Annotated in this window: 12 protein-coding genes and 1 pseudogene; 5 read left to right on the forward strand and 8 right to left on the reverse strand. The window is 70.6% G+C overall.

What is annotated here, in order from left to right; translation table 11 throughout:
- The 5 genes and pseudogenes from QZV72_RS05300 to QZV72_RS05320 all read right to left on the reverse strand — a co-directional run.
- Positions 1 to 298: pseudogene (locus QZV72_RS05300) on the reverse strand (LLM class flavin-dependent oxidoreductase); the annotation flags it as partial.
- Positions 299 to 310: 12 nt separating this feature from the next.
- Entirely contained in the window at positions 311 to 1993 is a 1683-nt protein-coding gene (locus QZV72_RS05305; protein WP_297006044.1) for an ABC transporter ATP-binding protein, read from the reverse strand.
- Positions 1994 to 2009: 16 nt separating this feature from the next.
- Positions 2010 to 2912, reverse strand: a complete 903-nt coding sequence (locus QZV72_RS05310) for an ABC transporter permease (RefSeq protein ID WP_297006046.1) — start codon at positions 2910 to 2912, stop codon at positions 2010 to 2012.
- Positions 2909 to 3913, reverse strand: coding sequence for an ABC transporter permease (locus QZV72_RS05315; protein WP_297006047.1), 1005 nt, complete (start codon positions 3911 to 3913; stop codon positions 2909 to 2911). The genes QZV72_RS05310 and QZV72_RS05315 overlap by 4 nt, the downstream gene beginning before the upstream one ends.
- Entirely contained in the window at positions 3914 to 5518 is a 1605-nt protein-coding gene (locus QZV72_RS05320) for an ABC transporter substrate-binding protein (RefSeq protein ID WP_297006049.1), read from the reverse strand.
- An 85-nt stretch (positions 5519 to 5603) separates the two neighbouring features.
- On the opposite strand from QZV72_RS05320, the gene QZV72_RS05325 reads away from it, so the two are divergent.
- The 5 genes from QZV72_RS05325 (at position 5604) to QZV72_RS05345 (ending at position 11823) form a co-directional block, all read left to right on the forward strand.
- Complete coding sequence (locus tag QZV72_RS05325; RefSeq protein WP_297006051.1) at positions 5604 to 6935, forward strand: hypothetical protein; 1332 nt, start codon at positions 5604 to 5606, stop codon at positions 6933 to 6935.
- Positions 6932 to 7723 (forward strand): AraC family transcriptional regulator, encoded by a 792-nt coding sequence (locus tag QZV72_RS05330; RefSeq protein WP_297006052.1) that lies wholly within the window; start codon positions 6932 to 6934, stop codon positions 7721 to 7723. The genes QZV72_RS05325 and QZV72_RS05330 overlap by 4 nt, the downstream gene beginning before the upstream one ends.
- Before the next feature lie 106 nt (positions 7724 to 7829).
- Positions 7830 to 8681, forward strand: coding sequence for an ABC transporter ATP-binding protein (locus tag QZV72_RS05335; protein ID WP_297006054.1), 852 nt, complete (start codon positions 7830 to 7832; stop codon positions 8679 to 8681).
- A complete protein-coding gene (locus QZV72_RS05340) occupies positions 8678 to 9769 on the forward strand; it encodes an ABC transporter substrate-binding protein (RefSeq protein WP_297006056.1) in 1092 nt (363 codons plus the stop codon). Before QZV72_RS05335 ends, QZV72_RS05340 begins: the two co-directional genes overlap by 4 nt.
- Positions 9766 to 11823, forward strand: coding sequence for an iron ABC transporter permease (locus QZV72_RS05345; RefSeq protein ID WP_297006059.1), 2058 nt, complete (start codon positions 9766 to 9768; stop codon positions 11821 to 11823). Before QZV72_RS05340 ends, QZV72_RS05345 begins: the two co-directional genes overlap by 4 nt.
- Here the strand turns inward: QZV72_RS05345 and QZV72_RS05350 are convergent.
- The 3 genes from QZV72_RS05350 to QZV72_RS05360 form a co-directional block, all read right to left on the reverse strand.
- Entirely contained in the window at positions 11820 to 12761 is a 942-nt protein-coding gene (locus tag QZV72_RS05350; protein ID WP_297006060.1) for a carbon-nitrogen hydrolase family protein, read from the reverse strand. The two genes, QZV72_RS05345 and QZV72_RS05350, sit on opposite strands and share 4 nt — an antisense overlap.
- A 29-nt stretch (positions 12762 to 12790) precedes the next feature.
- Complete coding sequence (locus tag QZV72_RS05355; protein ID WP_297006061.1) at positions 12791 to 13552, reverse strand: hypothetical protein; 762 nt, start codon at positions 13550 to 13552, stop codon at positions 12791 to 12793.
- A gap of 111 nt (positions 13553 to 13663) precedes the next feature.
- The coding region (locus QZV72_RS05360) for a hypothetical protein (protein WP_297006062.1) at positions 13664 to 14262 on the reverse strand (599 nt) is incomplete at its 5' end.

Genomic DNA, 14262 nt, shown 5'->3' on the forward strand with positions numbered 1-14262 from the left:
AGCTGAAGGTGCCGGTCAGTCCGATGCGCGTGGTGACGGCGGCGAGGGCGGAGAGGACGGTGGCGGTCTCGGGGCGTCCGACGACGTCCTGGTCGAAGATCTGTCCCTTGTGCTCGCGCAGCCGCAGGCCCTCGGCGAGGAAGAGGAAATCGAAGAGGCCGCGTTCGGCGGTGCGGGCGAAGTGCTCGAAGCCGGCGAACTCGATGTGGGAGCCGGATTCCGGGTCGGCCCACACGGTGGTGTTGTTGACGCCCGGGAAGTGGGCGGCGAGGTGGACCTGTCGTTTGTCGTTGCTCATGGTGTGCTCCGTTCAGTTCCGGGTGGTGACGGTGGAGAGGGCGGGGAGGGCGGGGACGGCGGCGAGGAGGCCGGCGGTGACGTCGCTGCCGGGGTGGGCGAACAGTTCCCCGGCGGGCCCGTGGTCGACGACCTTCCCGGACGCCATGACCGCGACCTCGTCGGCGATGTCACGCACCACGGCGAGGTCGTGGCTGATGAAGAGGTAGGTCAGCCCGAGTTCGTCCTGCAGGCCGGTGAGCAGGTCGAGGATCCGTGCCTGCACCGAGACGTCGAGGGCGGAGACCGGTTCGTCGAGGACGAGCAGATCGGGTTCAACGGCCAGTGCCCGGGCGATGGCGACGCGCTGGCGCTGCCCGCCGGAGAGTTCCGCGGGGCGGCGGGAGGCGGCGTCCGACGGCAGGGCGACCCGGTCGAGGAGGTCGGTGACGCGGGCGGCCCGGGACGCCCGGTCGCCGATGCCGAAGCCGGTGAGGGGTTCGGCGACCGTGTCAGCGACGGTGAACCGGGGGTCGAGGGACCCGGTGGGGTCCTGGTGGATCAGACGGGCGCGGCGGGAGAGGGCGACGGCGTCCCCGCCCCGGCGGGCCCGGATGCCCCGGCCGTCGAGCCGCCGGCCGAGGACGGTGACCTCACCGGCGTCAAAGGGTTCGATGCCGAGCAGGATGCGGGCGGTGGTGGACTTGCCGGAGCCGGACTCGCCGACGATGCCGAGGGTGCGGCCGGGGGCGAGGGTGAGGTCGACCCCGTCCACGGCGGGTGCGGTACCCCGCTGGAAGATACGGGTCAGGCCGCGGACGGCGATGACCGGCTCTGCGTCCTCCGCCGCCGGGGTCACCCGGGTCACCCGCTGCGCCGCCCTGCCGGGGACGGCGGCGACGAGCTCACGGGTGTAGCCCTCCCGCGGGGCGGTGAGTACGGTCTGCGCCGTGCCCTGTTCCACGATCCGGCCGTCCTTCAGCACCACGATGCGGTCGGCGCGGGCGTGGGCCACGCCGAGGTCGTGGGTGATCAGCAGCAGTGCCGCCCCGGTCTCCCGGACCCGGGCCTCCAGCAGGTCGAGGACCTGTTTCTGCACGGTGACGTCGAGGGAGGAGGTCGGCTCGTCGGCGATGACGAGGGCCGGGTCGCCGATGAGTGCGAGGCCGATGAGGACGCGCTGGCGTTGCCCGCCGGAGAGTTCGTGGGGATGACGGCCTGCGTGGAGGGCGGCGTCCAGCCCGACGGAGGTGAGGGCGTCGGCGACCTCCCGGCGTACGGCAGCACGCCCGGCACGCCCGGCGGCACCGTTCTGCCGGACGGCCTCGGTCAGCTGGCTGCCGATGGTGCGCACCGGGTTGAGGCCCTCGCCGGTGTCCTGCGGGATGTAGCCGACACCACCGCGGTACAGGCGGCGCCAGGCCGCGGGGCCGGCGGTCGTGGCGTCCGTCCCGAGGATCCGGTGTTCCCCGGCGGTGACGGTGAGTCCCTCGCCGCCGAGTCCGACGGCCGCGCGGGCGGTGGTGGACTTGCCGGAGCCGGATTCGCCGACGAGAGCGACGGTCTCCCCGGCCGCCAGGGAGAGGTCCAGGTGGTGGACGACGGTCCGGTCGCCGTAACTCGCGGTCAGCCCGACGAGGTCGAGGACGCTGCCCCCGTGCGCCGGGTGGACCGGGCGCTGACGGGTGGTGTCTGTGCGGGTTGCTGTGGTGGTCATGATGTGCTCCTGGTGGTCATGATGTGGTCGTGGTGGTGAGGGTGCGGGACAGGTGGTTGACGGAGATGACGGTCGCGGCGATGACGAGGCCCGGCAGGGTGGTCAGCCACCAGGCGCTGGCCAGGTAGCTGCGCCCGTCGGCGACGAGCAGGCCCCATTCGGGTGTCGGCGGTGGTGCGCCGAGTCCGAGGAAACTCAGGGCGGAGACCGACAGCAGCGCGGTGCCGAACTCCAGCACCGCCAGGCCGGCGAGCGGGCTCACGGCGTGCGGCAGGATGTGGCGGGCGAGGATGCGGCCGGTGCCGACGCCCGACAACCGGGCCGCCTCGACGAAGGCGCTGGTGCGCCATCGCAGCACCTCGTTGCGCGACACCCGGACGAAGGTCGGGACGGACGCGACACCGACGGCGACGGCGACCTTGCCGGGGCCGAAGCCGAGACCGGCGACGACGGCGACGGACAGCAGCAGGCCGGGCACGGACTGCAGGACATCGGTGAGACGGGAGAGGAACGAGTCGAGGGCGCCGCCGACGTAGCCGGCGACGGTGCCGATGAGGCTGCCGGCGACGACGGCGACGGCGACGGCCAGTGCGGCGGTGACGACGGATTCGCGGGTGCCGTGGATGACGCGGCTCCACACGTCACGGCCCAGGTGGTCGGTTCCGAAGAGGTGGCCGGGACCCGGTGCCTGCAGCCGGTCCAGCGGTTTTCCGATGAGCGGGTCGGCGGAGGTGAACAGGCCGGGCGCCACGGCCCAGGCCAGGACGATGAGGAGGACGAACGCGGCAAGCACGGTGCCGGGTCCGACGCGGCCGCTGCGGGAACGGATGCCGGTGCGGGGTGCGGGCCGGGTGGCGGCGGTGGTGCCGGTGGTGGCGGTGCTGCCGGTGGTGGCGGTGCTGCCGGTGGTGACAGTCATGCGGGCACCTTCTCCTTCGTCTGGTCAGAGGTCGTCGCTGCAGGCGCGGCGGCGGGGCGGGCGGTCCGGGTGCGGGCGTCCACCACGGGGAGCAGCAGGTCGGTGATGATGTTGACGACCACGAAGATCACCGCGGAGACCGTCACCACCCCCAGTACCACCGGAATGTCCTGCGAGGTCACGGAGGTGACGAGGAGGCGTCCGAGTCCGTTGCGGGTGAAGACGGTCTCCACGACGACCGCACCGCCGAGGAGCTGGCCGGTGAGGACGCCGCCCACGGCGAGCAGCGGCCCCAGGGACGCCCGGAGCGCGTGCGTGGTGAGCAGCCGGCCGGTGGTGTAGCCGGCGGCACGGTAGGTGGTGGTGAACTGCTGCCGCCAGCTGGTGGTGAGACTGCGCTGGAGGACCTGGCCGACGGTCGCGGCGACCGGGACGGCCAGCGTCACGGCGGGCAGGACGAGTCCGGCGGGTCCGGTGCCTCCCAGCGCCGGGACCCAGCCGAGCCGGAAGGAGAAGATCTGCAGCAGGAGCAGTCCGACCCAGAAGGTGGGCAGGGAGACGCCCAGCACCGGGAGTCCGGAGAGGATGTCACCGAACCGGCGCAGCCGGGGCGACCGGCCGGTGGTCGCCGCGACAGTGGCGACGGCGGTCGCGGTACCGGCGGCCCCGCCGAGGACGAGGGCGGCGACGGCGAGCCCGAGTGTGGTCGGCAGGGTCTCCGCGAGGGAGGTGGCGACGGCGTCCCCGGTGAGGTAGGAGGAGCCGAGGTCACCGGTGAGCAGTCCGCCCAGGGCGGCGAGGTACTGGCCGGGCAGGGGCCGGTCGAGACCGTACCGCCGGCGCAGTTCGTCGACCTCTTCCGGGGTGGCGTCCGTCTGTCCGGAGCCGGAGAGCATGGTGGCGACCGGGTCACCGGGCAGCGCGTAGAGGATGAGGAAGGTGAGGGTCCAGGCGGCCCAGACGATGATCACGCCGTAGAGGGTGCGTTGCAGGATGTACATCTATGCTCCTTCACTGAGCCAGGTGTCGACGAGCTGGAGGCGGCTGGATGCCTCGTACCGGTATCCGTGCACGTCGGGGGCGGTGGCTGAGATTCCCGAGAGTTCGACGAGGGGGATGACGTTGCCGTCGGTGACGAGTTCGGCGGTGATGTCGGCGACGGTGGCAGCCCGGGCACCGGTGTCGGTGGTGGCGAGACTGTCGCGCAGCAGGTCGTCGACGTGGCCGGCGGAACGGTTGTTGACGTTGCGCCCGTTCGCGTCGAAGACGGTGCGCAGCACGTCGGGGTCGGAGCGGGTGAGGTTGTAGAATTCCACCTCGTTGGTGCGGGCCTGCTGGGCGGCGGCGGTCTCCGCCATGGTCTTCCTCTCCAGTTTCAGGTCCACTCCCACGGCCCGTAGCTGCTGCTGGACAAGTTCGAGGAACGGGGCGGTCTGCCAGTAGCCGACGGGGACGGTGAGGCGCTTCCCGTCCTTCGTGCGGAAGCCGTCGCCGTCGCGGCCGGTCCACCCGGCCTCGTCGAGCAGCCGGTCCGCCGTGTCCGGGTCGTACCGGAGAAGGTCCGAGCGGTCGGTGTAGCCGGGGGTGGTGGAGCCCAGGACGGAGGTCGCGGCTTTCTGCCGTGCGGAGAGGACGGAGGTGAGCTCCTTCCGGTTGATCGCGGCGTTCACCGCCCGCCGGACGAGGGGGTCGGTGAACGGTCCCCTGCTCCAGTTGGGGAACAGGGAGTAGTTCACACCGGGGTTGGGCCGGTCGATGACCGGGAAGCCGGACTGGTCGAGAAGCTCCTCGTCCTGGGCCTGGACGGCGGTGTCCACGTCGATCTGGCCGGAGGCGAGGCTGCCGTTGCGGACACCGGACTCGGGGACGACGGTGAAGTCGATGCCGTCGAGGTACGCGGGGCCCTCGTGCTCCGCGAGGGAGGACGCCCACCGGTAGTCGTCGTTGCGGACCAGGGAGGCGCCGCCGGAGGGGCTGAAGTCGGTGAGGCGGAACGGGCCGGTGCCGACGATGTCGCCGGCGCAGCGCTGTTCCGGGGTCGCCGCGAGCGTCGACGGCGCGTAGAAACCGAGGGTCATGGTGGAGCTGGCCTGGAGGAACTGGGCGTTGGGCCGGTCGAATCGGACGGTGACGGTGCGGGGGTCGGGGGTGTCGATGCCCGCCAGTCCGGCGAGGTAGGTCGAGCCGAGGGAGGATTTCGCGCCGAGGTCGACGATGCCCTCGAAATTTTCTTTGACCGACTGTGCGGTGAACCGGGTGCCGTCGGTGAAGGTCACGTCGTCGCGCAGGTGGAAGGTGAAGGTGGTCGAGTCGTCGCTGACGTCCCAGCTCTCGGCGAGCCAGGGGACGATCTCCCCGGTCCCCGGGTCCTGGTCGGTCAGGGAGTCGGTGATCTGCCGGGAGACGTTGAGGGCGGTGTTGTTGCCGACCTGTTGGCCGTCGGCGCAGGTGATGTCCGAGTCGAAGGCGACGCGTAGCGTCCCCCCGCTCACCGGTGGGCCGGTGTACCCGTCACCGTCCCGTCCGGCGGCGGTGCCGCAGGAGGCGAGGCCGAGTGCGGCCGTGAGGCCGGCCGCCACCACAGTAATAGACCGAGCTGTCTGCATGGAGGGCGATGCTAGTCGCGCCTCTCCCCCGGCCACACCCTTACGGTCACCGCGAACAGAAAATCCCCTGTGCCAGAATGAATCCATGAGTCACGAGCCGTCCCACCCGCGGTCCAGGCACTTCCGCGCCGTCGGCGTGCCGGACCTGTCCACCCTGTCCGGTGCGGTGAACGCGACCTACGACCGACTCGACGAACTCACCCGCGTCGCCCACCGCCACTACCGGCGCCTCGCACCGGAGCCCGCTGACGTCCCCCGCCCGGTAACCGCCGACGGCACCGTGCTCCCCCCGCACACCCCTGCGGTGTCCTGGATCCGCCGGGCCGCCCTCACCGCCGCCGACGGCCTGTCCGTCACCGCCGACGGGACCGCGAACTTCGACGGCCACAGCACCGGCTTCCTCGCCGACCTCGGCCGTGACCTGCGTAAGGACGGTATCACCGTCGGTCATGTCGCCGCTGCCGCAGAAGCCCTCGGCCGTGCCCTGTGCGACCTCTACGGCGTGCCCTACCCCGGCACGGACCTGACCTACCAGGCCGCAGAGGAGGCCGGTGTCCCCACCGGACTCACCGAACTACTGCAGACCGTGGACCTCGGCGTCCGCATCACCGCCCTCGGCGCGGTCGAGGACGGGGACGCCGGTGTCCCCGCCGCGGCCGATGCCGAGGTCCTCGAGGTCCAGCACCGCTCTCCCCGTGTCACGGTCGTCCGGCTGACCGCCACCCCGCCCCCGACCGGCTGGGCCGGCCAGTTCCTCGAGGCCCGCACCCCCGCGGAACCCGGGAGATGGCAGTCCATGGCCTCCGCCATCCCGCCGAACCACGGGGGTCTGCTGGAGTTCCCGCTCTTCCACCCCGCCGACACTCCCCCGCACGTCACCGTGGGCGAACACTGGTCGGTCGCGAACCCGACCGGCGCGCTGGAGCTGGCGGAGAACACCCCGACGCTCATGATCGCCCTCGGCGCGGGGCTCGCCCCGCTGCGCGCCCTCATCCTCGACGCCTCGACCCACGCCACCGTTCCCCCGGTACACCTCTACTGGCAGGTCGACCGCCCTGACGACCTGCACGAGTACACGGGCATGCTGGGACTCGCCGGCGCCCTCGACTGGCTGACCTTCACCCCGGTCGTCACCGATCCCACCGCCACTGCGGACCCGGACTGGTTCGACACCCCGGAGCGCGAGCGTTTCACCGTCTACTCCCGCCCCGGCCCGGAGCAACTGGTCAACGGCGAGGTCCTGCGCCACGGCACCGCCACTGCGGCCGCGCTCGCCGACGGCACCTGGGAGGGATGCCGCATCCTCATCGCCGGTGCCCCCGGGGACCCCACGGGCCCCACCGCCGTGCGCACGGCGGTCCGCGCCCTCACCGACACGGGCATCGACCCGGCGACGATCACCGCGGAGCCGTTGTGACCGTGCCGACCGCCGTGACAGCCCCGACCGATCTCGCGCTGGAGCCGGCGGAGATCACCGCCCCGTTCGTCATCCTCTCCGAGGGGCAGTGGCCGGATGTGCCGACCGACTGGCCGTGGCACAGCCATTCGGTCCATGAGCTGGTCTGGGTCCGCCACGGCACCATGACCTCCCGGGTCCGCACCGGTGACGGCGAGCAGCTGTTCACCGTGCAGGAGGGGCACGCGGTGTGGTTGCCCGCCGGGACCCCGCACGCCGGTCAGGTCACCGCGAACGTCACCCTCTGCGACGCCTTCTTCTCCCCGGAGCGCACCCCGGTCGCCTTCCACGGGCCGACGGTCGTGGAGATGACGACGGTGCTGGAGGCCCTGCTGGTCCACCTCGCCCGACCCGATCTGGAGGACGCCGCCCGCGCCCGGGCCGAGGCAGTCGTCTTCGATGTCCTGGAGCCGGCGGCGGACCAGTTCGTCCTGCCGGTACCGGACGACCCGCGGATCGCCCGGATCATTGACACCCTGCTCGCGAACCCCGCCCACCCCCGTTCCCTCGACGGATGGGCCCGTGAGCTCGACATCAGCGAGCGGACGGTGACGCGCGCCTTCCGGGAGTCCACCGGACTGACCTTCGGCCGGTGGCGGCAGTCGGTGCGCATCCGGCACGCCGTGATCCTGCTGTCTGAGGGGCGACGTGTCCACGAGGTCTCCGACCTGCTCGGATACGCCCAACCCAGCACCTTCATCGCCGCCTTCCACCGGCTCACGGGACGGACGCCCGGCGCGCTGACATGACCGGATCTCCGTATCCGGTGTCCGTAACTCATGATTGCGGACATCCCCGGGCATTCCTATACTTTCCAGGTTAGGTAACGCGTACCTGACAGGAAGGACGACGGACATGACCGGACGCGGGGAACCCCTGGAGGGCGCCGACCTGGTGCTCGGCTACGGTAGCGGCAACGCCACCAGCACCGTCATCGACGGCGTCTCCGTCTCGTTCTCCCCCGGCACCGTCACCGCCCTCGTCGGCCCGAACGGTTCCGGCAAGTCCACCCTGCTGCGGTCCCTGGCCCGGCTGCACCCGGTCACCGCCGGCTCCGTCACCCTCGACGGACACGACACGACCCTGCTCTCGCCCAAGGCCTTCGCCCGCCGCGTCACCCTGTTCTCCCAGTCCCGGCCGACCCCCGACGGACTCACCGTCGCCGAGGTCGTCGCCTTCGGACGACACCCGCACCGGCGTCGCTTCGCCGGGCTCGGCGAGGCCGACCACGCGGCGATCGACCACGCCCTGGAGATCACCGGGCTGACCGGCAAGCGGGAACGTCCGGCGTCCGCCCTGTCCGGCGGCGAGATGCAGCGCGTGTGGCTGGCCGCGTGCCTGGCACAGGACACCGGCGTCCTGCTCCTCGACGAGCCGACCAACCACCTGGACCTGAGGTTCCAGACCGAGATCCTCGACCTGCTGCGCGACCTCGCCGAGGACCGGACACACGCTAACGGCACCACCGTCGGCGTGGTGCTCCACGACCTCGACCACGCGGTCCGGGTCGCCGACGAGGTGCTGCTGCTCCACGAGGGCCACGTCCACGCCGCCGGAGAACCGGTCGAGGTCTTCACCGCGGAGAACATCAGTCTCGCCTACGGCGTCCCCGTCGACGTCGGCGTGGACCCCCGCACCGGCCACCTGCGCATCGACACCGTCGGTCGCCACCCCTACCCCACCCTGGAACGGAAAGAGAACCCATGAAGCTCACCCGAGCACTCGCCGCCAGCGGCGTCCTCACCCTCGCCCTGACCGCCGCGGCGTGCGGCACCACCGACTCCGACAACGGAGCGCCCTCCTCCGACGTCCCCACCTCGAACGCCGCGGGCTGCGACGGCGACATCGCCACCTCCACCGACCCTGTCTCCCTCACCGACGGCCTCGGCCGGACAGTCGAGCTCGACAAGCCCGCCCGGCGCGTCGCCGTGCTGGAGTGGCAGGAGATCGAGGACGCCATCAGCCTGTGCGTCGACCCGGTGGCCGTGGCCTCCCCGGACTCCTACTCCGAGTACGTCTCCGCCGAGAAGCTGCCCGAGGGCGTCGTCAACGCCGGTGAGCGTGGCGAGCCGGACTTCGACGCCCTCTTCGGCGCCGACCCCGACCTCATCATCTACGAGACCTTCGACGCCGATGACGAGATCCTCAAGAAGCTCGAGGAGCGCGACGTGCCGGTGCTGGTCACCAAGGGCGCCGACACCGCCGACCAGATCGGCAACGTCAAGGACGTCATGTCCATGATCGGCGAGGCCACCGGCCGGTCGGAGCGCGCCGCGCAGCTCAACAAGGAGTTCGACGACGCCGTCGCCGCGACGAAGGAGAAGGTCGCCGACACCGTCGCCGCACTTCCGACGAACAAGTTCCTGTACATGGACGGTTGGGTGGAGTCCGGCAACCTCACCGTGCGCCCGTACACCTCCGGCGCCCTGATGACCCAGATGGGCGAGCAGCTCGGCCTGACCTCCGCCTGGACCGACGAGATCAACAGGTCCTACGGCTCCGGCGGCGTCGACCCGCAGTTCGGACTCGCGCAGACCGACATCGAGGGCCTCACCGCCGTCGGGGACGCCAACCTCTTCTTCTCCGGCGCGACCCAGGCCGCCGATGACCCGGAGAACTACGTCACCGCGATGGAGAAGAACCCGATCTGGGACAACCTGCCCGCGGTGAAGGACAAGCGCACCGCGCAGTTCTCCTCCAGCCTGTGGACCGCCGGCGGCCCGCGCTCCTGCATCGCCCTGCTCGACGCCTACGTCGAGGCCCTGAACGAGATCTCCGGCCAGACCAGCAGGTGACCCGACCGACCCGCACCCGGAACGCCCTGTCCGCCACCGGACTGGTCGGCGGACTCCTCCTCGCCCTCGTCCTGGTCGGCGCCTGGCACCTCACCCAGGGCACCTCCGGTCTCGGGGTCGGTGACCTGCTCAGCGGCGACCACGGCGACATCATCACCGGGTCCCGCCTGCCCCGCCTCCTCGCCGGTGTCGCCGTCGGTGTCGCCCTCGGCGTGGCCGGCATGCTGCTGCAGTCGGTGACCCGCAACCCGCTGGCGTCCCCCGACACCCTCGCGGTGACCGCCGGGGCCTACGTGACCCTGTGCGCGGTCGCCGCCTTCGGCGTCTCGGTGCCGCTGTGGGCGTCCTCCCTCGTCGCCTTCACCGGCGGTCTCGTCGCCGCGGCGGTGGTCCTCGGGCTCGCCGGGGCGTGGGGTGCGGCGTCCGCCTCGTCGACCGCGACGACCCGCCTGATCCTCGCCGGATCGGCGATCGCCATGGCGCTCGACGCCGTCTCCGGCATGCTGCTCATCCTGTTCAAGGAGGGCACCACCGGCCTGTTCGCCTGGGGGTCCGGATCACTGGCCCAGCTGAGCATCGACGCCTCACAGCGCGCCGTTCCGGTGATCGCCGTGGTCATCCTCCTCATGCTGCTGCTCTCCCGGCGGCTCGACGCGCTGGCCCTGTCCGACGACGACACCGCCACGACGCTGGGCGTCCCGGTGCGCTCGACGCGCCTGTTCGCGCTGCTCGGCGCGGTGCTGCTGACCTCGACGGCGGTGACACTGGCCGGCCCGCTGGCCTTCGTCGGTCTCGGTGCGCCGGTGGTCACCCGGCTCCTCGCCTCCAAGGTCCCGGCCCTGCACAACCATCTCGTCTCCCTGCCGGTCTCCGGACTGCTCGGGGCACTGCTGGTGCTCCTGTCGGACGCCGGGCTGCGGGGCCTGCTCGGCGCCGCCGGCGCGACCTCGGTGCCGACCGGCATTCCCACCGGACTGCTCGGCGGCGTCCTCATCGTGGTGCTCGCCCTGCGTCTGCGGGACGCCGGATCCTCCCGCGGGGCGGCCAACGGTGCCGGACGCACCGGTACCCAGGTCAGGTCCCGGACCAGGTTCCCGGTGGTCGTCGCCGTGTCGGTGGCGCTGCTCATCACGACGGTGGTTGTCGGCGTGCTCGCCGGGTCGCTGTGGTTGAGGACCGGCGACATCCTGCTGTGGCTGCAGGGCACCGCCCCTCGCCTGATCGACGGGGCGCTCGACGACCGCGTGCCCCGGGTGCTGGCCGCCGTGACCGCCGGCGCGGCCCTGGGCCTGTCCGGTTGGGCGGTCCAGGGCACGGTCCGTAACCCGCTGGCCGATCCGGGGCTGCTCGGCATCACCGCCGGCGCGGGACTCGGTGCGGTGGCCGTGGTGACCCTGGCCCCCGACCAGGGGCGCTCCACGCTGGTCGTGGCCGCGGTGGTCACCGGACTGCTGACCTTCGCGGTGATCGCCGTCCTCTCCGGCCGGGGTGGACTCTCCCCGGACCGGTTCGTGCTGGTCGGCATCGGCACCGGCTACGCGCTGTCCTCGCTGACCACGTATCTGCTGCTGCGCTCAGACCCGTGGAACACCCCGCGGATCTTCACCTGGCTGTCCGGCACGACCTACGGGCGTGGATTCTCCGACGTGCTGCCGGTGGCCGTGGTGCTGGTCGTGGCCCTGCCGCTGCTGTGGTCGATGCACCGGGACCTGGATCTGCTGGCCGTCGACGACGACACCCCGCGCATCCTCGGACTGCGGCCCGGGCGGACCCGCCTGGTGCTGCTGTCGACTGCAGCGGTCCTCGCCGCGGTGGCGGTGGTGGCGGTCGGGACCGTCGGTTTCGTCGGACTTGTCGCCCCGCACCTGGCCCGCTCGCTGGTCGGGGCACGGCACGTGCGCGTCATCCCGGTGTCCGTGCTGCTCGGCGCGGTGCTGGTCGGTGTGGCCGACATCCTCGGCCGCACGCTCATCGCACCCTCACAGATCCCGGTGGGACTGATGATCGCCCTGATCGGCGCGCCGTACTTCGTGTGGCTCCTGCGGAGAGGCTAGGCCCCCTCCGTCTCCCCCGGATCCCCCAGCGCCCGGACCCCCTCGGCATGTACGTCAACCCCGCTGACCTGCAGGTCACGCTCATGCCCGATGAGCACCGGCAGGCCCTTGCGGACCTTGTCGACCCGGTTCGGGTCGATGTCGACGAGCAGCACCTGGGAGACGTACCCGGTCTCGGCGAGCCGGGCCCCGTCCGGGCCGATGACCATCGAATGACCGATCCCGGTCGGGCCGTCATTGACACCGTAGCGGTCGGGGGACCCGGGGTGCGCCTGGCCGGCGGCGATGAGGTAACTGGTGGTGTCCAGGGCACGGGCCGAGGTCAGTGTGCGCCACTGGCCGAGTTTGCCGGGGCCGTCGGTCCACGAGGTCGGCACGACCATCACCGTCGCCCCGGCCTTCGCCAGGGCGTAGAAGTGCGCGGGGAAGCGGATGTCGTAGCAGGTCGCGAGGCCGATCATCACACCGTCGATGTCGTAGACCACGCGCCGGCCGCCGGGCTTGACCGTGTCGGACTCACGGTAGCCGAAGGCGTCGAAGGTGTGGATCTTGTTGTAGTGGTCGGTGCCGTACGGACCGGTGACCAGCAGGGTGTTGTAGACCCGGCGGAACCTGTTCGTCTCCCCCGCCCCGGGGATCGGCTCCGTGGCCCGGCGGCCGTCCGGGTAGCGGTAGACCGTGTCCGCCGGGGTGAACATGCCCACCACCACGGTCACACCATGGTCGACAGCGGCCTTCGTCACCGCAGTGGCGAAGGGTCCGGTGAGCGGTTGGGCGACGACGTCGAGGCGTCCCGCATCGAAGGGGAACATCGCCGCTTCAGGGAAGACCACGAGGTCAGCGCCCAGGCGGGCGGCCTCGGCGATATGGGTGCGGATGGTCGCCAGGTTCGCCGCCACATCCGGCTCGGAACTCATCTGAATCGCTGCGATGCGCATGGTGCCCAGGGTACGTGAAGCCCGAGGCGTTATGCCGCAGTCAACTGCTGTTCCAGGACATCCGTGTGTGCCGCGACATCGTTCGCTGGCACGGCTCTGATCCCGAGGTCTTCCCACTGCTCGTGGACGTTGGAGAGAACCTCCCGCTGGGCATCATTCTCTGCGGAATCGTAAGTCACCACCACCGGAGCGTCCCGTCCCAAGACGATTCCGTCCTGGTCCGATCCCTGAGGACGAAGAATCCCGCCGCGGTCCCGAAGCCTGGCGATCCGGTACAACCAGTTCTCTGCGCGCCTCTGGGCCTGCCGAGGATCACGTTGCTGGAAGGTAAAGGAGGTATTCAGCTCGAGCACCTTGTCATCCCGTCCGACAACCGCCAGATCAAGTGGGCCGGAGACAGCACCGACGGTGAGTTCCTGCTTCCTACGCATGGCTTCCCTGACCGCCGGACGAGACTCGTATGCCTTCTGGACCTCATTGCGCAGCACAGTAATGCGCCGTCGCTGTCTTTCTGCGGGTTCCTCGCCAATGTACAGCTCAAACATCAGTTGCGCTGCTTCGTCAATGGTCCGGGCGCTGACGGCCCGGGGTCGGTCGACGGTGAGGAAGCCGGCCCAGTGGCTGACCATCCTGTCAATGAGAGCAGCGGGAGTGTCCGTCCCCGGGAACTCAAGCCCTTCGGCATCACCCGCCAGCTCATTGAAACTCTGCGCCACTGACTTGGCGGCGACGAGGACGGCATCACGGTCTCCGGCGGCCGGCAGGGCTTCAGCACGGTTGACGATCTCCACACGGACATCCCGACGTCGCGGATCCATGACGACGACTCCGACACCGTAGGTCAGCAGGCGACCGGGGTCAGGTCGTGCCTGGATGGTCCAGTAGTCGAATCGCATTGGTGGTCACCTCCTGCCATGACGTTTCTGCAGATCACGGAGTTCTTCTACGGCGTAGCTCTTACGTCCGTAAGCGTAGTTGACGAGTCTACGACAGTCCTCATCGTCAACGCCCCAGGCATCCGGTACCGAAGCAAGGACCTTGTCGGTCACGAACGATCGATCGAAGTGGTCCACAGCTCCGATCGCCTGGTCCCAGCACTCCTCTGGGATCTTCTCGCGCATCGGGGGAAGAACAGGCCTTCCTGACCGGTACTCGGGACCATCCAGGTTCCAGGGGAACTCATGGGATCCGAACCAGAATCCGTGGTCGATGGACCAGGCGGTCCGGTCTGCGCTGTTGTCGTAAAGGACCTGAATATCCTCGGCGTTGCACAGCAGCCAGAGGGCGATCAACAGGGGAAAGCGGTCGGTATTGTGGTCGCGGGCGACGTCCTTGACCGTATCCTCATTGACAGCGTAGGGAAGATGAAGAGAGGCGAACACCGGTTCTTTCTGGAGTCGGTATCTGCCCTCACCCTCACCGACCATCGAGCCGACAAGTTCATCCGGGATGTCGAGCATCGTCCAGGGGCGGATGGGGGCACCGATCGCCTCACCGATGA

Origin of the sequence: uncultured Corynebacterium sp., from assembly GCF_902782855.1 — a bacterium.
In the GTDB taxonomy this organism is placed as follows: Bacteria; Actinomycetota; Actinomycetes; order Mycobacteriales; family Mycobacteriaceae; genus Corynebacterium.